This is a genomic window from Stenotrophomonas sp. YJH_SMC_101-4 (genome assembly GCF_059370395.1).
Genome location: NZ_JCAFTP010000006.1, coordinates 170747 through 190278, shown reverse-complemented (window position 1 = coordinate 190278; position 19532 = coordinate 170747). Strand labels below are relative to the sequence as shown.

Annotated in this window: 16 protein-coding genes; 10 read left to right on the top strand and 6 right to left on the bottom strand. The window is 66.8% G+C overall.

Annotation, left to right across the window (positions count from 1 at the left end; genetic code table 11):
- From AC5P8D_RS19425 to AC5P8D_RS19410, 4 genes are read right to left on the bottom strand one after another with little or no spacing between them, the layout of a single operon-like run.
- Positions 1–2052: a phospholipase D family protein gene (locus tag AC5P8D_RS19425; RefSeq protein ID WP_495203582.1), complete on the bottom strand. Its 2052-nt coding sequence runs from the start codon at positions 2050–2052 to the stop codon at positions 1–3.
- A complete protein-coding gene (locus AC5P8D_RS19420) occupies positions 2049–2666 on the bottom strand; it encodes a YceI family protein (protein WP_043400783.1) in 618 nt (205 codons plus the stop codon). The genes AC5P8D_RS19425 and AC5P8D_RS19420 overlap by 4 nt, the downstream gene beginning before the upstream one ends.
- A 4-nt stretch (positions 2667–2670) precedes the next feature.
- Entirely contained in the window at positions 2671–3147 is a 477-nt protein-coding gene (locus tag AC5P8D_RS19415; RefSeq protein ID WP_019337594.1) for a SixA phosphatase family protein, read from the bottom strand.
- Positions 3148–3196: 49 nt separating this feature from the next.
- Positions 3197–3826 (bottom strand): ParA family protein, encoded by a 630-nt coding sequence (locus AC5P8D_RS19410; RefSeq protein WP_019337593.1) that lies wholly within the window; start codon positions 3824–3826, stop codon positions 3197–3199.
- Positions 3827–3949: 123 nt separating this feature from the next.
- On the opposite strand from AC5P8D_RS19410, the gene AC5P8D_RS19405 reads away from it, so the two are divergent.
- Positions 3950–5434 (top strand): AAA family ATPase, encoded by a 1485-nt coding sequence (locus AC5P8D_RS19405; protein WP_019337592.1) that lies wholly within the window; start codon positions 3950–3952, stop codon positions 5432–5434.
- Between the two features lie 562 nt (positions 5435–5996).
- Here AC5P8D_RS19405 and AC5P8D_RS19400 read toward each other — a convergent pair.
- Complete coding sequence (locus AC5P8D_RS19400) at positions 5997–6632, bottom strand: tetratricopeptide repeat protein (protein ID WP_099559730.1); 636 nt, start codon at positions 6630–6632, stop codon at positions 5997–5999.
- A gap of 169 nt (positions 6633–6801) precedes the next feature.
- On the opposite strand from AC5P8D_RS19400, the gene AC5P8D_RS19395 reads away from it, so the two are divergent.
- From AC5P8D_RS19395 to AC5P8D_RS19380, 4 genes are all read left to right on the top strand, one after another.
- On the top strand, positions 6802–10488 hold the full coding sequence (locus AC5P8D_RS19395; protein ID WP_159359636.1) for an indolepyruvate ferredoxin oxidoreductase family protein: 3687 nt from the start codon (positions 6802–6804) through the stop codon (positions 10486–10488).
- 160 nt (positions 10489–10648) lie between these two features.
- Positions 10649–10906 (top strand): helix-turn-helix transcriptional regulator, encoded by a 258-nt coding sequence (locus AC5P8D_RS19390; RefSeq protein WP_010487243.1) that lies wholly within the window; start codon positions 10649–10651, stop codon positions 10904–10906.
- 3 nt (positions 10907–10909) lie between these two features.
- Entirely contained in the window at positions 10910–11275 is a 366-nt protein-coding gene (locus tag AC5P8D_RS19385) for a HipA N-terminal domain-containing protein (protein ID WP_236565129.1), read from the top strand.
- Complete coding sequence (locus tag AC5P8D_RS19380) at positions 11205–11885, top strand: HipA domain-containing protein (protein ID WP_236565220.1); 681 nt, start codon at positions 11205–11207, stop codon at positions 11883–11885. Before AC5P8D_RS19385 ends, AC5P8D_RS19380 begins: the two co-directional genes overlap by 71 nt.
- Here the strand turns inward: AC5P8D_RS19380 and AC5P8D_RS19375 are convergent, their stop codons facing one another.
- On the bottom strand, positions 11886–12500 hold the full coding sequence (locus AC5P8D_RS19375) for a DUF938 domain-containing protein (RefSeq protein WP_329759642.1): 615 nt from the start codon (positions 12498–12500) through the stop codon (positions 11886–11888).
- 669 nt (positions 12501–13169) lie between these two features.
- Here AC5P8D_RS19375 and AC5P8D_RS19370 point away from each other — a divergent pair.
- The 5 genes from AC5P8D_RS19370 to AC5P8D_RS19350 are packed head-to-tail and all read left to right on the top strand — an operon-like array spanning position 13170 to position 19529.
- The gene (locus tag AC5P8D_RS19370; RefSeq protein WP_495203581.1) at positions 13170–14801 is read left to right on the top strand and encodes a TldD/PmbA family protein; all 1632 of its coding nucleotides are present in this window, start codon (positions 13170–13172) and stop codon (positions 14799–14801) included.
- A 30-nt stretch (positions 14802–14831) separates the two neighbouring features.
- Positions 14832–16466, top strand: a complete 1635-nt coding sequence (locus AC5P8D_RS19365; protein WP_495203580.1) for a TldD/PmbA family protein — start codon at positions 14832–14834, stop codon at positions 16464–16466.
- A gap of 21 nt (positions 16467–16487) precedes the next feature.
- Positions 16488–17822 carry a TldD/PmbA family protein gene (locus AC5P8D_RS19360; protein WP_019336350.1) on the top strand — a complete coding sequence of 445 codons (1335 nt, stop codon included), beginning with the start codon at positions 16488–16490 and terminating at the stop codon, positions 17820–17822.
- Entirely contained in the window at positions 17822–18529 is a 708-nt protein-coding gene (locus AC5P8D_RS19355) for a DUF4159 domain-containing protein (protein WP_012509667.1), read from the top strand. The genes AC5P8D_RS19360 and AC5P8D_RS19355 overlap by 1 nt, the downstream gene beginning before the upstream one ends.
- Before the next feature lie 16 nt (positions 18530–18545).
- Positions 18546–19529: an AAA family ATPase gene (locus AC5P8D_RS19350; RefSeq protein ID WP_495203579.1), complete on the top strand. Its 984-nt coding sequence runs from the start codon at positions 18546–18548 to the stop codon at positions 19527–19529.
- Positions 19530–19532 lie beyond the last annotated feature (3 nt).

Below are 19532 nucleotides of genomic sequence, written 5' to 3'. Positions count from 1 at the left end.
TCAGAGAATGGGAACGAGGCCGGCACCGAATGCGGTCAGCATGCGCACCAGCAGCCACTTCGGGCCGACGTTGACTTCGGGGAAGTCGCCGACGGCAACGTAGCAGCGATGGAAATCCGGGTCCTGCCGTGGCAGCGGCTGCGGGCAGTCCGGGCCGGGCTTGAACTCGTAGTCGGTGGCATAGCGCCACGGCCAGAAGTCGAGAATCGGCAGCGCTTCGGAGGCCTTGCCGACGCTGTAGTTCAGGCCCGACAGCACCGGCGGCTTGGCCCGCGGCGCCACCGTCCACGCGTTCTGCGGATGGGTATCGCGCAGGATGCTCTCGGCCAGCTGCTCGGCGAAGACCGGATCGTCGATGATCACCGCGCCTTCGGTGTTGTAGTTCTCGCTGCGCGGATCGAAGTTGTGGGTGCCGACCACGCCTATGCGGCGGTCGACCACCAGCGACTTGGCGTGCAGGCCCATGCGGGCACCCTTGCGGGTGACCGGCAGCGGCTTGTTGACCGCCTTGCTGCCCAGGAACGACGGACGCGTCTCGGTACGCAGCAGGCGCGTTTCCACTTCGCTGCCAGCGGCACGACGGCGTTCGCGGGCGTTCTGGTAGGCGCTGCCGGTACGCGGATGGTTCACCGGTACCTGCCTGCGGGTCGCGGCCAGATCCCCATCGCTGCCACCGCCGGCATTGCTGCCAGCGGCGCTGCCGCCAATCAGCGGATTGCGCCCGCCGTCGTCGTCGCCTCCGGGCGCGGCGATCGGATCAGGCAGCAGGTTGCGGTAGTCGACCGGCGCATCCAGCGGGAACGGCTTGTATTCGAAGATGTTGAAGCCCAGTTCGCGCATGTTGCGCCGCTTGTACTTGTACGACAGCGCATACACGATCGGGTTGTCGGTGGCCGCCAGGCTGTTGCTCGACACCACCACGCGCGGCGGCTGCGGGCGCTTGCGCAGCTCACGGAACAGCTTCTGCGCCGGCTTGGACAGCACCAGGTACGGGGTCTGCAGGATCACTTCCTTCTGCGCACCGGCAATGAGTGCATCCAGCTGTGGCTCGGTCACGTGCTGGCCGGCCAGCGGGGCATCGGCTTTCTCGCGGCGGTGCTTGCGCGGCAGGTCGGCGACGTAGCGCACCGAGGCCACCGGCAGCGCGGTATCCACGAAGGAACGGGTGACGAAGTCCATGTCATTGGCTTCGGCGCTGACCCGCTGCACCCGCTCGGGGCGGCGGAAGGTGGCCGGTGGCAGCACCGGCACGCCCTCGCGCAGCAGGGTGCGGCCCACGTCATTCAGGCGCTCGGCCGGCACGCTGCGGTGGGCGCGCCAGAACGCATCGAAGTTGGCCGCCATCGCGCGCGCTTCCGGGCCGGCGATCATGACGTCGCGGTCGCGGAAGTTGTACTCGCGGTCCCAGTCGTAATAGTCGTCCTGGTAGTTGCGGCCGCCGACCACGCCGATCGCATCGTCGATCACCAGCAGCTTGTTGTGCATGCGCTGGTTGAACCGGCGGAAGCAGCACAGCACGCTGCCGGCGTAGTCGAAGTAGTTCAGCCGGGCCTTGCCGAAGGTCGGGTTGTAGACCCGCAGCTGGAAGTTCTGGTGGGCACCGGACAACGCGCCGAGGATCTGCAGGTCGGAAATCGCCGAGAGCTGGTCGATCAGCACCCGCACCTTCACCCCGCGCCGCGACGCGGCCAGCAGTTCGTCGATGACCAGCCGCGCGCTGTCGTCCTTGTCGAAGATGTAGGTCTGCAGGTCGATGCTGCGGGTGGCACTGCGCAGCAGGTTCAGGCGCGCCACCAGGGCGCCCTCCCCCTCGTCCAGCAGGGTGGCGTAGTGGCGCGGCTGCTCCGGGGTGGATTCGGTGAACGCCCGGCCGGCCAGCGCACGCAGCGGCGAGTCCTGCGCGCAGCGGTCGGCGCGCTGGCAGTCGACCTGGGTCGATCGCGCCTGCACGGCGATGGCCTCGGCACGGTCGCGCTCGGCAGTGGACAGCGATGCACAACCGCTGCCCAGCAACACGGTTGCCAGCGCCAGTACACGCAGCAGGAGGTTCACGGTTTCGGCGCCTCGCTCAGGCGCGCTCGCAATACGAAGGTCACTCGGTCACTCAAGGCAAGCTGCCAGCTGTCCATTCCATACCGGCCTCGCTGCACGGTACCGCGGCTGACGACGTCGCAATCATAGCCGGGTCGGGCGCACTCCGCCTTCTCGACCTTCAGTGTCTCGGGGTGGCTGATCCCGCGCAGGGTCAGCCGCCCGTTGATGTCGCCCCCGTCTTCCACGGTCTCCGGCCAGTACGGCAGCGAGTCGAACTCGACCACCGGGTGGCGGCCCGCGTCGAAGAACTCCTCGCCGCGCATCCAGCCGGTGTAGCGCGCCTTGCCGGGGATCTCGACCGAGCGCGTGAACATCTTCAGGTGCACCTGGTGGCGGCCATCGGAGAGGACCTCGATGCGACCTTCGAAGTGCGGGAACAGGCCCTCGATGCGCTGCCCGAAGCGGGTGCGCACCTCGAAACCGATCTGCGAGCGTTGGGTATCCAGGCGCAGGACCCGGTGCGCTTCGGCAACCACCGGCGGCAGGGGCGTTGGCGGTGGCGCGGCAGCCCAGGCCGCGCCGGAAACCAGCAGCACGGGCAGCAGAAAGCGGCTGCGCCGCGCCAGACTCATTGGATCACGGCCACCAGAACGCGTTCAGGCTGGCCACGCCCGGCTCGATCGAGGCCTCGCGCGGGAACCCGAGCACGGCAATGCCAGCCGGCGGCATGCCGCGGTAGTCGCTGCTGGTGCCTTCCGTCATCAACGCCACCAGGCGCTCCAGGCCGGGGTTATGGCCGACGATCAGCACCCGGTCGAGGTCACGGCGGTCGTCCACCAGCGCCGCAAGGGTGCCGGGGGTGGCCTCGTAGATACGGTCTTCCAGGCGCTTCTCGACGTAGCCGATGGTGCCGAGCACGGCTTCCAGGGTTTCCCGGGTGCGCCGCGCCGGTGAGCACAGCACGCAGTCCGGCAGCAGGTTTTTCTCCTTCAGCCACTTGCCGGCGGCTTCGGCTTCGGCGAGCCCCACCGGCGACAACGGCCGGTCGAGGTCGGCCTGGCCGGGGGTCGCCGGTTCGGCATGGGCATGGCGCAGCAGGATCAATTCACGCATCGCGGGTTTCCATGAAGAAGAGGATGCAGCAGAAAGAGTGATGCAGGCATCAAAGCTTGAGCCAGGACAGCAGCGGCTCCCAGTCGGCCTGGTGCTCGCGCACCTGGGCCGAGCGGTAGTCGAACAGGCTGCGGCCAAGGCCGGTCATGACCACGTAGCTCTGGCTGTCGCGCAGCTGCGCGACCACCGGGTACGGCCATTCACCCAGCATCTGCAGCGCCTGCTGCGAGGTCTGGGTCCATGGCTTGGTACGGTTGAGCACCAGCCCCACCGGCAGCTTGCGGCTGTGCACGCGCGGGTTCCGGGCCAGGCTGTTGAGGAAGCCGACGATCGCTTCGATGTCCAGCGCCGAGGGCAGCACCGGTACCACCACCGCGTCGGCAGCGTCGAGGAAATGGGGAATATCGTCAGCCAGGGCACCGGCCGGCGCGTCGATGATGACGGTGTCGGTGCCATCGGGCAGCTTCTGCGCCCACTGCTTCTTCCGATACACATCGATCGGCAGCACCGCGCTTTCCAGCCCGGCACGGCGTTGTGCCCAGCGGGTGCTGGAGCCCTGCGGGTCGGCATCGGCAATCACCGTGGCCTTGCCCTGCAATGCCGCGTACGCGGCCAGGTGGGTGGCGACGGTGGTCTTGCCCACCCCGCCCTTGGAACCGGCCACCAGGATCGTCTTCATGCCAGCCTCGCTTCCGGGTACGTGCCCCGAGCGTACACCGGCGATGGTGACGGGAGGTAGCGTCGTGCTGAACCAGCGGCCATCGCCTTTGCTATCGTGGCGCCCCCGAAGGATCGAACCGGCATGAGCGAACTGCAGGATCTGAGCGCGTTGATCCGCGCCAACACCCCACTGATCGTCATCGAGACCCAGGACGAGGGTCGCATCGTCGAGCTGTTCCGGCAGACGCTGATGCACGTATGGCGGGCGCTGCACCGCTGGTCGATCACCGAGGGCCTGCGCCGGATCGACCTGGACAGCGAAGACCCGCCGGTCGGGCCGCCCGACGCCAGCGCGGCCCTGCAGATGATCCGCCAGGCGGAGCAGCGCGGGGTCTACCTGCTGCTCGATTTCCATCCCTACCTGGGCTATGCCAGTCACCAGCGCGCCCTGCGCGACCTGATCCAGCGCCGCCACAGCGAGCCGCATGTGCTGGTGCTGATTGGTGCCAAGGTGGAGCTGCCGGCCGAGCTGGAAGCACTGGCGGTGCGCTTCAACCCGCGCCTGCCCGATGCCAACGCCCTGTTGAAGATGCTGCGCGAAGAGGCCGACGCCTATGCGCGTGAGCATGGCGGCCGCCGGGTTGAAGTCGACAGCGAGGCGGTGAAGAAGATCCTGAAGAACCTTCAGGGCCTGAGCCTGGTCGATGCCCGGCGCATCGCCCGCCAGCTGATCTACGCCGATGGCGCGCTGCGCGACGACGACCTGCCACAGCTGGCACGGCTGAAGTTCGAGCTGCTCAACCGCAGCGGCCACCTGTTCTTCGAGCACGACAGCGCGCGCTTCGGCGATGTGGCCGGTGCCAACCGGCTCAAGCGCTGGATCAACCAGCGCCGCGTGGCCTTCATTGCCGGTTCGGCCCCGGCCGGGCTGGACCCGCCGCGCGGCATGCTGCTGCTGGGCGTACAGGGCTGCGGCAAGTCGATGCTGGCCAAGGCCACCGCCGCCGGCTTCGGCGTACCACTGCTGCGCCTGGACGTGGGCGCGCTGTACAACAAGTACCACGGCGAGACCGAGGCGAACCTGCGCCAGGCGCTGGCCTCGGCCGAGCAGCTGGCGCCCTGCGTGCTGTGGATGGACGAGATCGAGAAGGGCCTGGCCAGCGGTGGCGAGGACGGCGGCGTGTCACGCCGCGTGCTCGGTTACCTGCTGACCTGGATGGCCGAGCGCAAGGCGCCGGTGTTCATCGTCGCCACCGCCAACCAGGTGCACGAACTACCCGCCGAGCTGCTGCGCAAGGGCCGCTTCGACGAGATTTTCTTCGTCGACCTGCCCTCGCCTGACGTGCGCGTGGAACTGCTGCGGCTGCACCTGGGCCGGCGCCAGCTCAACGCCGACGACTTCGCGCTCCCCGCGTTGGCTGCAGCCGCCAATGGGTTCTCCGGCGCCGAGATCGAGCAGGCGATCGTCGCCGGCCTGTATGCGGCGCATGCCGAGGGCCGGCCGCTGGACACCGAGCTGCTGATGACCGAGATCCGCGCCACGCGGCCACTGTCGGTGCTGATGGCCGAGCAGGTGGAGGCACTACGGGCGTGGGCGTCGGGGCGCACGGTTTCCGCGGACGATTGAGTTTCCAGCGAACGGCGCAGCCCCTCGTGGTTGTTCGCTGAAGGCGAATGCCGGGTGGGGCCGGGCGGGCAGGCCGCGCAGGGGACGCTGCAAGTACGTCCATGTAAGCTCGATCGCCGCATCCATGCGGCTCACGCCCCTGCGCAGCCTACCCACCCGGCCTCTGCCAGTTTCCGTTGGCGATCAGCCACGTAGAAGAAAGAAGAAGAGCAAAAGTAAAAGCGCTTGGCCGGCCGCTCTTTGTAGAGCCGAGCCCACGCTCGGCTGCATTTCGATCAGATATCGAATAATCGATTCCGATGCACATTCATCCACGCATGGCGTGGATACCGTGTCGACCAATGTCAACACCTACCCACAGCTGCGAAAATCTGTCGAAGGCGGGGCACTGTGGGTTTGCGGGGTGTGAGCCGCATGGATGCGGCGACCAAGCCCCCATGGATGGGTTTACGGCGTCCCCGCAAACCCACAGTGCCCCGCCATCCCGCAGGAAGCCCGCTGTTGCTTCGGCTCTGGCCGTTGCCTCTGCGGGTGCCGGGTGCAACCCGGCCGAACCCCTCCCTCAGGGCCAGGCAGGCGGCGCGGCAACCCACGCCTGCTGCACCTCGGCCAGCGACGCACGCTCGTCCTCCCGCCACTGCGGCAGCAGCTGCCCATAGTTGGCCGTGGTATTCCACTGCGTCGGCTCGGTGCGTACCGCAGCCGCATACCACTGCACCGCCTCCTGCTTCTGCCCCATGCGCCACAGCGCAAGCGCATAGGTCGGCGGTACCCAGCTGGGCTTGCTGCGCGCATTGCCGGCCGAAGCCAGCCACTGTTCCAGCGCTGCCTCCGGCTTGCCCTGGCGCAGCAGGTCCCAGCCGTAGTTCCAGCGCACGCTGCGGCCACTGCTGCTCTGCGCCGGGGCCTCTTTCAGAGCTTCGCCGTACAGCTGCTCGGCCAGTTCACCGCGACCCTGCGCCCCGGCCACCGATGCCAGCTGTACCGTCGCCTCGACCGCGCGGCGGCCGCGTTCACGCAGCTTGACCAGCTGGGCCACCAGGTCATCGCCCTCGCCGTGCACCGCCACCATCGGCGTGGCCGCCGGGTCGTTGTCGAAGTAGAACTCCTGTGGTGCCGGCACGACCGGCGCGGCCCACGCAGTGACCACTCCCGAGGCCAGCAGCATGCTGGCCAGGATCTTTCCTGGAACTGACATCCCTTCTCCCCAGGCCGCAACTGCAGCCTCCCTCTCTCTTCCCGATCCTAACCCCAGCACCGCCACGGGCGCGAGTGCCGGGGCCTGCGCGGCCCCGCTGCTACAATTCGCGCCTTTCCCGCCGCGTGCCTGCACGCGGCCGGTGCCAGCCGATCCTACCGGGCCAGCCATGACCAGTACCGCGCAACTCACTTCGCCCTCTTCCGCCGACCTGATCGACCGTGACTACACGCTCGACCACAAGTACACCCGCAACGAGGGGCGGATCTACCTGAGTGGCGTGCAGGCGCTGGTGCGGCTGCCCTTGATGCAGCGCCTGCGCGACGCCGCCGAAGGCATCGAAAGCGCCGGCTTCGTCAGCGGCTACCGCGGCAGCCCGCTGGGTGGCTTCGATCTGGAGCTGTGGCGCGCGCGCAAGCATCTTGAGGCCGCCAAGGTGAAGTTCACCCCCGGCCTGAACGAGGACCTGGGCGCCACCATGGTGTGGGGCACGCAGCAGACCAACCTGTTCCCCGGCGCCAACGTGCAGGGCGTGTTCGGCATGTGGTACGGCAAGGGCCCGGGCGTGGACCGCTGCGGCGACGTGTTCAAGCATGCCAATGCTGCGGGTACCTCGCGCTACGGCGGCGTGCTGGCGCTGGCCGCCGATGACCATGCCTGCCGCAGTTCGACCCTGCCGCACGGCAGCGAAGACGAATTCGTCAGCGCGATGATGCCGGTGCTGAACCCGGCCGGCGTGCAGGACATCCTGGACATGGGCCTGCTGGGCTGGGCGATGAGCCGTTACACCGGCCGTTGGGTCGGCTTCAAGACGATCGCCGAGACGGTGGAATCGTCGGCCTCGGTGGAGGTCGATCCGATGGCACGCCGCATCGTGCTGCCGGAGGACTTCGAGATGCCCTCGGGCGGCCTCAACATCCGCTGGCCGGACCCGCCGCTGGACCAGGAAATGCGCCTGCACCGCTATGCGGTGAAGGCCGCGCAGGCCTTCGCCCGCGCCAACGCCGTCGACAAGGTGGTGATGGACGCGCCGCGTGCGCGGCTGGGCATCGTCACCACCGGCAAGAGCTACCTGGACGTGCTGCAGGCGCTGGAATACCTGGGCCTGGATGAAGCCGCATGCGCTGACATCGGCATCCGCGTGTACAAGGTCGGCATGACCTGGCCGCTGGAGCCGGAAGGCATCGCCCGCTTCGCGCAGGGCCTGGAAGACATCATCGTGGTGGAGGAGAAGCGTGCCTTCATCGAGCGCCAGATGAAGGAACAGTTCTTCAACTGGCCGACCAGCTGGGGCCAGCGCCCGTCCATCGTTGGCAAGTACGACGAGAGCGGCGAATGGATCCTGCCGTCCACCGGTGAACTGACGCCGGCCACCATCGCCGGCGTGATCGGCCGCCGCATCCAGAAGTTCTTCAACAACGAATCGATCGAGCAGCGCCTGCAGTGGATGCAGGAGAAGGAAGCCGAGCTTGCGCTGCCGCGCGCCAGCTTCCCGCGCGTACCGCATTACTGCTCGGGCTGCCCGCACAACACCTCCACCCAGGTGCCGGAAGGCTCGCGTGCGCTGGCCGGCATCGGTTGCCATTACATGGTGACCTGGATGGACCGCAGCACCGATACCTTCACCCACATGGGTGGCGAAGGCGTGACCTGGGCCGGGCAGGCGCCGTTCACCGACACCCCTCACGTGTTCCAGAACCTGGGCGACGGTACCTACTTCCACAGCGGTTCGCTGGCGATCCGCCAGGCGGTCGCCGCCGGCGTCAACATCACCTACAAGATCCTCTACAACGATGCGGTGGCGATGACCGGCGGCCAGCCGGTGGACGGCCCGCTGAGCGTGCCGGACATCGCAAAGCAGATGCGCGCCGAAGGCATCCACACCATCGTGGTGCTGTCGGACAACATCGGCAAGTGGACCGGCCAGCGCGAGCACTTCCCCAGCGATGTCGAGTTCCACGACCGCAGCGAACTGGACGAAGTGCAGAAGCGCCTGCGTGAAGTGAAGGGTGTTTCGATCCTGATCTACGAACAGACCTGCGCCACCGAGAAGCGCCGCCGCCGCAAGCGCGGCAAGCTGGAAGACCCGCAGAAGCGCGTGCTGATCAACTCGCTGGTCTGCGAAGGCTGCGGCGACTGCGGCAAGAAGAGCTTCTGCGTGTCGGTGCTGCCGAAGGAAACCGAGTTCGGGCGCAAGCGCGAGATCGACCAGTCCAACTGCAACAAGGACTATTCCTGCGTGAATGGTTTCTGCCCGAGCTTCGTCACCGTGCACGGTGGCCAGCCGCGCAAGGGCAGCAAGCGCGATGCCTCCACCCTGCTGGACAACCTGCCGGCGCCGACCATCCGCGGCACCCTGGAACAGCCCTGGAACATCCTGATCACCGGCGTGGGCGGTACCGGCGTGGTGACCATCGGCGCGCTGCTGGGCATGGCCGGCCACCTGGAAGGCAAGGGCGCGACCGTGCTCGACCAGACCGGCCTGGCGCAGAAGGGTGGCGCGGTGACCACGCACATCCGCATCGCCCGCCGACCGGACGACATCCACGCCGTGCGCATCGCCGCCGGTGAAGCCGACCTGGTGCTGGGCTGCGACATGGTGGTGGTCAACGACTACTGGGCGCTGTCGAAGGTGCGTGCCGGCCGTTCGCAGGTGGTGCTGAACACCTACGAAGCGATGCCGGGCACCTTCACCACCCGCCCGGACATGCAGTTCCCCGCCGCCGACATCGTGGCCGGTGTGCGCGTGGCGCTGGGGGGCGAGGAACCGCTGCTGCTCGATGCCACCCAATTGGCCACCGCGCTGCTGGGCGACGCCATCGCCGCCAATCTGTTCATCCTCGGCTATGCGTGGCAGCAGGGCCTGGTACCGTTGTCGTTCGAGTCGCTGATGCGCGCCATCGAACTCAACGGCGCCGCCGTGGCGATGAACCAGCAGGCCTTCGCCTGGGGTCGCCTGGCCGTGGTCGACCCGCAGGCCGTGCAGCAGGCGGCCGGCCTGGTGCGCAACCGCCACACCGATACCGAATCCACCCCGGGCCCGCTGCACCCGCTGCCGCCGGGCGAGTGGGAAGGCAACGAATGGGGTGCCACCGCCGCACCGCGCAACACCGGCGACGAACGCGAACTGCGTGGCCTGCCCTCGCACGGTGGCGACGTGGCGTTCCTGCCGCTGGACGATGCGCGCCTGTCGCGCTCGCTGGACGAAATGATCGAGCGTCGCGCCGCCTTCCTGGTCGAGTACCAGGATGCCGCCTATGCCAACCGCTACCGCAGCCTGGTCGAGCGCGTGCGCGCCGCCGAAGCCGACCGCATCGGTGGTTCCACCGCGCTGACCGAGACGGTGGCCCGCTACCTGTTCAAGCTGATGGCCTACAAGGACGAGTACGAAGTGGCCCGCCTGTACACCAGCGGCGACTTCCAGCGCCGGCTGCAGCAGCAGTTCGAGGGCGACTACCAGCTGCGTTTCCACCTGGCACCGCCGCTGTTCGCCAAGAAGGACGAGCAGGGCCGGTTGCTGAAGAAGGAATACGGCCCGTGGATGTTCAAGGCCTTCGGCCTGCTGGCGAAGCTGAAGTTCCTGCGTGGCGGCCGACTCGACGTGTTCGGCCGCACCGAGGAACGCCGCATGGAGCGCAAACTGATCGGGGATTACGAGGCGACCGTGCAGCTGCTGCTGGATGGCCTCGATGACGACCGCCTGGCGCTGGCGGTGGAGATCGCCAGCGTGCCCGAGCACATCCGCGGCTTCGGCCACGTCAAGGAAGCGCATTTCGCGCAGGCCAAGGCACGGGAAGCGGCGCTGCTGGCGCAGTGGCGCAATCCGAAGGCGCTGCATATCGTGCAGGTGGCTTGACTCGTCGCTGCATCACGGAAAGGCAACCTATTGATTGCATGGCGATATAGCAATCGATAGGTTGCCTCCTCAACGAGAAAGCGATAGGTTGCTTGTCGTAAAGCAACCTATCCTTTGCGTACGCGTTGGCGTACGGTCATTTTTCCTGGGGACTGCCGGTATGGACAGGCCGCTGCACACGGTGAGGACAGCACAACAACTTGCGCCTCTGATGCGCGCTTTCCGGCGCCAGGCGGGCCTGAGCCAGGCTCAGTTGGCGGAGCAACTTGGCATCAGCCGCCAGGCAGTGGGCGCGCTGGAACGCGACCCTGCATCAGCAAGCTTTGAACGCCTGATGCGGATCTGGGCTGTGCTGGGTCTGGAGGTCAGCCTGCAACAACGAAGTCCCCAGGAGAACCTGTCGTCATTGGAGTGGTGAGCCATGGGTACGCTGCGGGTCTGGATGAATGGTGTGGAGGTCGCGCTTTGGGATGATGTCCGGAATGGGTCATCCCGGTTGTCGTACGTCAGCCAATGGGTCAGCTCGCCCCAGTCCCGACCGTTGTCGCTCTCGCTCCCCCTGCTCCCGGATGGCGAGAGCCATCGGGGCAACGTCGTCAACGACTACTTCGATAACCTTCTCCCCGACAACGTCACAATACGCAACCGGATCCGCGACCGGTTCGCCACGCGCAGCAGCGATACGTTCGATCTTCTTGAAGCCATTGGTCGGGATTGTGTGGGCGCAGTGCAATTGCTGCCGCCTGCGCATCCACCCGGGGACATCCAGCAGATTCCAGCGGTTTGACCGTCGCCTGTCTGCCGACCGCCAGTGGTGGCTGCGACTGCCACAGGAAGACATGTGCCAGGTCTTTGGTCTGCCCGCTGCCAGAAAGTATGACTCCGATGGCGGCCCCGGCATCGTTGCGATCATGGATCTACTTCGACAGCCCGAACACCCCAAGGATCGCGCGATCTTCTTCAAGACGCAGTTTCTCCTCTGGATGCTGGCCGCAACCGACGGCCATGCCAAGAATTTCAGTGTTCACCTGGAAGCCGGTGGACGCTTCCGCCTTACGCCCGTCTACGACGTGCTGTCGGTGTATCCCATCCTCGGTAGAGGACCCAATCAACTCGACCCACGAAACGCACAGCTCGCCATGGCCGTGCAGGGCAAGAACCGCCGCCGGAAACTGCACCTTGTGCGACGCCGGCACTGGAACGAAACCGCGCGCGCCTGCGGTGTTGCCGATGGTGCAGAACCGTGGATCGAAGCACTGATTGCAGCCGTCGAACCCGCCATCGAGCACGTCACCCATCAGCTCCCAAGCAACTTCCCAGCGAGCGTGTCCGAACCGATTTTCAACGGACTACGTGCTGCAGCCGCTCGACTTTCCAGCATGGCCTCCGACGCATGATCACCCCAGCCGCCACAGCAGCAGCCGGTTGTTGGCCGGCATCGCCACGTCGCGCAGGCGGGTGAAGCCATTGTCCGCAGCCAGCGCATGCACGGCTTCCACATCGCGGATGCCGCTGCGCGGATCACGCGCCTTCAGCCAGGCATCGAACTGCGCATTGCTGTCACTGGTGTAGCGGCCACCGTAGTTGAACGGCCCGTAGACCGCCAGCAGCGCACCGTGACGCAACAGTGGCGGCAGCGCGCCGAACAGTACCTGCACGTACTCCCAGCCCATGATGTGCAACGTGTTGGCGCTGAATGCGGCATCGAACGAGCTGCCCTCCGGCAGGGTCAGGCCCGCTGCCGGCGGCAGTTCCACCTGCAGCGCCACGGGCGGCAGCAGGTTGAGCAGCGCCGCCTCGGCGCGCCACGCCTCGATGCCAGGCAGATGGTCCGGATGATCGCTGGGCTGCCAGCGCAGCCACGGCCAGCGCTCGGCGAAGAAGGCGGCGTGCTGGCCGGTGCCGCTGCCGATCTCCAGCACCCGGTGCCGGTCGCCCATCCACGGATCGAGTGCGGCGGCGATCGGTTCGCGGTTGCGCTCGCAGGCTTCTGAATACGGCTTGCTCGACATCAGGGACGGTGTCCAGGCGGGGTCAGCCCCATTGTGCACGAGGGGGTGTTGCTCGACAGGGCGGCGCCCTGCACCCGCCGAAGCAACGGCAACAGCAACAGCGGGCTTCCTGTGGGATTGCGGGGTGGGTCCGGTTGCGGGGGACGCCGTAAATCCGTCCATGGAGGCTCGGTCGCCGCATCCATGCGGCTCACGCCCCCGCAACCGGACCCACCCCGCCTTCGACGGTTTCCTGCGGTCTGTTGGAACGGCTCTTGGGGTCAGATCCGTTTTCCACAGGAAAACGGATCTGACCCCGGATACATTTCGATATCTGACAGATTGTGTCGACCAAGGTCGACACCCACCAACAGCACACGAAATCTGTCGAAGGTGGGGCGGTGTCGGAGTGCGGGGTGTCAGCCGCATGGATGCGGCTGCCAAGCCTCCATGGACGGATTCACGGCGTCCCCGCAATCCGACACCGCCCCACCCACCCACGGAATGCCCGCTTTTGACGTTGACGTTGCCCTGGCTTGAAGCAGGTGCAGGGCTGCAAGCCCTGCCGAAACCCCCACCAACCATGACTGCAGTCACTTGCCCGGACGCGCCGCGCTGGCGAAAGTCGAGGAGTTGACGTGATCGGTCCGGCCCGTTGCCAACCGCACGCAAGCGAGAGAGAGAAACGCTGTGCAACGACGTGAGTTCCTGGCTTTTTCCGGTCTGGGCCTGGCAGGCCTGCTGCTGCCGCATTCCCGTGCCATCGCCGCAGAGCAGCTGCTGGCGCCGGTCGATACCGCCCAGCGCCGGCGCCTGGCCGAGGTCGCCCTGGCCACCGCGCGCAGCGCCAAGGCCAGCTACTGCGATGTGCGCATCGGCCGCTACCTCAACCAGTCGGTCATCACCCGCGAGCACCAGGTCGGCAATGTGACCAACCGCGAGTCGTCCGGCGTGGGCGTGCGCGTGATCGTCAACGGCGCCTGGGGATTCGCCGCCACCCATCAGCAGACCGAAGCCGCCGTGCGCGCTGCGGTCGAGCAGGCTGCGGCGATCGCCCGTGCCAACGCCACCATCCAGACCCGGCCGGTGCAGCTGGCGCCGACGCCCTCGGTCGGTGAGGTGCGCTGGCAGACGCCGGTGCGCCGCAACGCGATGGCGGTGCCGATCCAGGACAAGGTCGAGCTGCTGCTGGCGCTCAATGCCGCCGCGCTGAATGCGGGCGCCGACTACATCAATTCCACCCTGTTCCTGGTCAACGAGCAGAAGTACTTCGCTTCCAGCGACGGCTCGTTCATCGACCAAGACATCCACCGTATCTGGCTGCCGTTCACCGCCACCGCCATCGACAAGGCCAGCGGCAAGTTCCGCACCCGCGCCGGCCTGTCCTCGCCGATGGGCATGGGCTACGAATTCCTCGATGGCGAGGCACGTGGCAAGGTGCAGCTGCCCGGCGGCATCACCGCCTACCGCGATTCCTACGACCCGGTCGAAGACGCCATCGCCGCCGCGCGCCACGCGCGCGAGAAACTGAAGGCGCCGTCGGTGAAGCCCGGCAAGTACGACCTGGTGCTGGACCCGTCCAACCTGTTCCTGACCATCCACGAGAACGTCGGCCACCCGTTGGAGCTGGACCGCGTGCTCGGCTACGAAGCCAACTACGCCGGCACCAGCTTCGCCACGCTGGACAAGCGCGATGCCGGCTTCCGCTGGGGCAGCGACATTGTCACTTTCTTCGCCGACAAGACCCAGCCGGGCAGCCTCGGTGCGGTCGGCTACGACGATGAAGGGGTGAAGACCCAGCGCTGGGACCTGGTGCGCGACGGCATCCTGGTCGATTACCAGGCCACCCGCGATGAAGCCCACATCCTCGGACGCGATGCGTCGCACGGCTGCAGCTATGCCGATTCCTGGTCCAGCGTGCAGTTCCAGCGCATGGCCAATGTCTCGCTGGCGCCGGGCAAACAGCCACTCAGCGTCGAGGACATGATCAAGGACGTGGAGAACGGCATCTACATCCATGGCCGCGGGTCGTATTCGATCGACCAGCAGCGCTACAACGCGCAGTTCGGCGGCCAGCTGTACTACCAGATCAAGGACGGGAAGATCGCCGGCATGGTCGAGGACGCGGCCTACCAGATCCGCACGCCGGAATTCTGGAACGCCTGCACCGCCATCTGCGATGAACGCGATTTCCGCCTGGGCGGTTCGTTCTTCGATGGCAAGGGCCAGCCCGGCCAGGTCTCGGCGGTCTCGCACGGTTCGTCCACCACCCGCTTCAACGGCATCAACATCATCAACACCGCGCGCAGTCTCGGCGCTTGAGCCACCCATCCTTCGACATGGAGAGCAGCCTTGCAAAGACGTGACTTCCTGGCCCTGACCGGGCTTACCGCGGGTGGGCTGATCGTGCCCTCCTTCTTCGGCAAGGCGATTGCCGCCGAACAGCTGCAGAGCACGCTGGACCTGGGGCTGAAGAAGCGCCTGGCCGACGCCGCCCTGCAGGCCGCACGCAGCGCTGGCGCCACCTACTGCGACGTGCGCATCGGCCGCTACCTGCGGCAGTTCGTGATCACCCGCGAGGACAAGGTGCAGAACGTGGTGAACACCGAGTCCACCGGCGTGGGCATCCGCGTGATCGTCAACGGTGCCTGGGGCTTCGCGGCTACCAATGCGCTGGGTACGGCCGACGTGGCCAGGGCCGCGCAGCAGGCCGCGGCGATCGCCAAGGCCAATGCCGGCGTGCAGACCGCACCGGTGCAGCTGGCCAAGGCGCCGGGCGTCGGTGAGGTGAGCTGGCGCACGCCGATCCGCAAGAATGCGATGGAGGTGCCGATCAAGGACAAGGTCGGCCTGCTGCTGGACGTCAACGCTGCGGCGATGGGCGCCGGTGCCAGCTTCGTCAACTCGATGCTGTTCCTGGTCAACGAGCAGAAGTACTTCGCCTCCACTGATGGTTCCTACATCGACCAGGATGTGCATCGCATCTGGGCACCGATGACAATCACCGCCATCGACAAGTCCAGCGGCAAGTTCCGTACCCGCGAAGGCCTGTCCTCGCCGATGGGCCTGGGCTACGAGTACCTGGACGGCGCCGCCAGCGGCAAGGTGCTCACGCCCAACGGCGTGGTGAACTACGGTTCGTCCTACGACATGAAGGAAGACGCCATCGCGGCGGCCAAGCAGGCGCAGGAGAAGCTGAATGCGCCGTCGGTCAAGCCCGGCAAGTACGACCTGGTACTCGATCCGTCGCATACCTGGCTGACCATCCATGAGTCGATCGGCCATCCGCTGGAGCTGGACCGCGTGCTCGGCTACGAGGCCAACTACGCCGGCACCAGCTTCGCCACCCTGGACAAGCGCGAGCAGCGCTTCCAGTACGGCAGCGAGTTGGTCAACATCTTCGCCGACAAGACCCAGCCGGGCAGCCTCGGCGCGGTGGCGTACGACGATGAAGGCGTGAAGTGCAAGCGCTGGGACCTGATCAGCAATGGCAAGCTGGTGGATTACCAGACCATCCGCGACCAGGCGCACATCCTCGGCAAGACCGAGTCCGACGGCTGCTGCTACGCCGACTCGTGGTCCAGCGTGCAGTTCCAGCGCATGGCCAACGTGTCGATGGCACCGGGCAAGAAGCCGCTGAGCGTGCCGGACCTGATCAAGGACGTGGAGAACGGCATCTACATCATCGGTGATGGTTCGTTCTCGATCGACCAGCAGCGCTACAACGCGCAGTTCGGCGGCCAGCTGTTCTACGAGATCAAGAACGGCCAGATCACCCGCATGCTGGAAGACGTGGCCTATCAGATCCGCACGCCGGAGTTCTGGAATGCCTGCACCGCCGTGGCCGACGAGCGTGACTACCGCCTGGGCGGTTCGTTCTTCGACGGAAAGGGCCAGCCGGGCCAGGTCTCGGCGGTCTCGCACGGTTCGTCAACCGCGCGCTTCAACGGCATCAACGTCATCAACACCGCACGCAGCCTCGGCTGACCGGTCAGGAGCCCTTACACCATGAGTATCTTCACCGAAGCCCAGGCCAAGGCCATCCTCGACAAGGTCATCGCCCTGTCCAAGGCCGACGAGTGCACCGCCGTGCTGGCCGGCGCGATCAGCGGCAACATACGTTTCGCGCTGAACAATGTCTCCACCAGTGGCATCGTCGACAACACCGAGCTGGCGGTCACCGTCGCCTTCGGCAAGCGCGTCGGCACGGCCTCGATCAACGAGTTCGACGACGCCGCGCTGGAACGCGTGGTGCGCCGTGCCGAGGACCTGGCCCGGCTGGCGCCGGAGAATCCGGAGTTCATGCCGGCCATCGGCAAGCAGAGCTACCGCGCCAGCCCGACCTTCAGCGAATCCACCGCTGCCATCGATCCGGCCTTCCGCGCCAAGGTCGCCGCCGATTCGATCGCTCCTTGCCGTGGCCACGGCCTGATCGCCGCCGGGTTCCTTGAAGACGGCCAGGGCTTCCAGGCCACCGCCAACAGCAACGGCAACTTCGCCTACCAGCGCACGACCAACTTCGACTACACCTGCACCGTGCGTACCGAAGATGGCCGTGGTTCGGGCTGGGTTGGCCGCAACCTGAAGGATGCCGCCGACTTCAAGGCCGACCAGGACATCCGCATCGCCATGCGCAAGGCCACCGAATCGGCCGAAGCCAAGGCGCTGGAACCGGGCAAGTACACGGTGATCCTGGAGCCCGCCGCGGCCGCGGGCCTGATCAGCTTCATGATGAACTTCTTCAGCGCACGCTCGGCCGATGAAGGCCGCAGCTTCCTGTCGAAGAAGGGCGGTGGCAACAAGCTGGGCGAGCAGGTCTACGACCCGCGCGTGACCATGATCGCCGACCCGTGGCATCCGGACGCACCGGTGCTGCCGTGGGACGGCGAGGGCATGCCGCGCGAGCGCATGGCCATCATCGAGAACGGCAAGATCGCCAACCTGGACTACTCGCGCTTCTGGGCACAGAAGCAGGGCAAGACCGCCAAGGCCACGCCGGGCAACCTGCTGATGAGCGGTGGTGACAAGAGCACCGCCGAACTGGTGCGCGGCACCCAGAAGGGCATCCTGGTCACCCGTACCTGGTACATCCGCATGGTCGATCCGCAGACCGTGCTGCTGACCGGCCTCACCCGCGACGGCACCTTCTACATCGAGAACGGCCAGATCAAGCACCCGGTGAAGAACTTCCGCTTCAACGAGTCGCCGGTGATCATGCTCAACAACATCGAAGAGCTGGGCAAGCCGGTGCGCGTGGCCGGTGATGAATCCAGCTACGTGATGATGATCCCGCCGATGAAGCTGCGCGATTTCACCTTCACCTCGCTGTCCGACGCGGTCTGATGGATCGCCGGGCCTGCCTGCGCTGGTTGGCCGCTGCCGCTTCGGCGGCGGCGCTGCCGGCCTTCGCGCAGGCGGGCCCGCGCAGTTCGCGCTACGACTTCTGGTTCACCCGCCTGCAGTACGACTCCGGTGACTGGGACGTGGACGCGCGCATGCCGTCCAACCTGATCACCTCACTGATCGACTACACCTCGCTGCGCGTGGACCCGCAGGAACACGTGGTGGCGCTGGCCGACCCGCGCATGCTGGAGGCGCCGTTCTGCTACCTGGCGGGGCACACGCTGGTGGAGTTCAACGCCGCCGAACGGCAGAACTTCGTGCGCTATGTTCGCAATGGCGGCTTCGTCTTCGTCGACGACTGCAACCATGACATCGACGGCCTGTTCGCCACCTCATTCGAGGCGCAGATGGGTCGCCTGTTTGGTCCGAAGGCACTGCAGAAGCTGCCCAACAGCCACGCGCTGTACCGCAGTTTCTTCCGTTTCCCCGACGGCCCGCCCGCCACCAGCTTCGAGCTCAACGGCTGGGGCGACGACCTGGTGCACGACTACCTGAAGGGCATCGAGGTCGACGGCCGCCTGGGCCTGCTCTACAGCAACAAGGACTATGGCTGCGAGTGGGACTACGACTGGCGCAACAAGCGCTTCCTGGCCGAGGACAACACCCGCTTCGGCGTCAACATCGTGATGTACGCGTTGAACAATTGATAGGACCTGCACGCCCATGACCTCCCCCGACCTCGATTCCCTGCTGCCGCGCATGCACGATCTGCGCGCTGCGCTCGCACGCGCCGTGGTGGGCCAGAACACCGTGGTCGAGCAGCTGCTGATCGGCCTGCTGGCCGGCGGCCACTGCCTGCTGGAAGGTGCGCCCGGGCTCGGCAAGACCCTGCTGGTGCGCTCGCTCGGCCAGGCACTGGAGCTGCAGTTCCGGCGCGTGCAGTTCACCCCGGATCTGATGCCCAGCGACATCCTCGGCACCGAGCTGCTGGAGGAAGACCACGGTACGGGTCATCGCCATTTCCGCTTCCAGCAGGGCCCGATCTTCACCCACCTGCTGCTGGCCGACGAACTCAACCGCACCCCGCCCAAGACCCAGGCCGCGCTGCTGGAGGCGATGCAGGAACGCACGGTCAGCTACGCCGGTACCACCTACGCGCTGCCGGCGCCGTTCTTCGTGCTGGCCACGCAGAATCCGATCGAGCAGGCGGGTACTTACCCGCTGCCGGAAGCACAGCTGGACCGCTTCCTGCTGCATGTGCTGGTGGATTACCCCAGCGAGGACGAGGAGCGGCAGATCCTGGAACAGACCACCGGCGGCACCACCGACGCGGTACCGAAGGTGATGGACGCCGAGGCGGTGATCGCGCTGCAGGCTGCGGTACGCCAGGTGCATGTCAGCCCGGATGTGCTGGCCTGGATCACCCGCCTGGTGCGCGCCAGCCGCCCCGGCGACGGCGCACCGGCGGCCATCAACCAATGGGTGAAGTGGGGCGCCGGCCCGCGCGCCGGGCAATCGCTGGTGCTGGCGGCGAAAGCACGCGCACTGCTGCAGGGCCGGTTCGCCGCCACCCGCGAGGATGTGCAGGCACTGGCCGCGCCGGTGATGCGCCATCGCCTGCTGCTCTCGTTCGCCGCCGAGGCCGAGCAGAAGCGTGCCGACGACGTGGTCGCTGCGCTGCTGCAGGCCGTGCCGTTCCCGGGTTGATCC